The organism is Bacillus sp. SIMBA_026 (assembly GCF_046535335.1).
In the GTDB taxonomy this organism is placed as follows: Bacteria; Bacillota; Bacilli; order Bacillales; family Bacillaceae; genus Bacillus; species Bacillus velezensis.
The window spans coordinates 1-253 of record NZ_JAWRWX010000334.1; the positions used below are offsets into that span (position 1 = coordinate 1).

Annotated in this window: 1 protein-coding gene; it reads right to left on the minus strand. The window is 48.2% G+C overall.

The genetic code is table 11. The annotated features are described in order from the left end of the window. A partial coding sequence (locus tag SB847_RS21690) for a TonB-dependent receptor domain-containing protein (RefSeq protein ID WP_410578763.1) occupies positions 1–253 on the minus strand: 253 nt, incomplete at both ends.

A 253-nucleotide genomic window follows, 5' to 3' on the forward strand; every position in this document is an offset into this window, starting at 1 on the left:
GTACGAATTGCAGTTGCGGCTGACGCACGCAGTTTTACACTGTCAACTGGTTCATATTCTGTACCTACGTTCCAAGTAACAGCTCCGCCAGTGGCTGAATGCTCAGAATAACGTGCCGCAAGATCAACAGACCAGTTCATTAATACCGGTAAACGCGTTTCTACAAACACGTCACTCGTGTTAAAGCTACCGTCTGTCGGTTGAGCTTTGTTAGTACTTGAAGCGCCAGTTTGAGCTAAGTCACCCGGGCTGT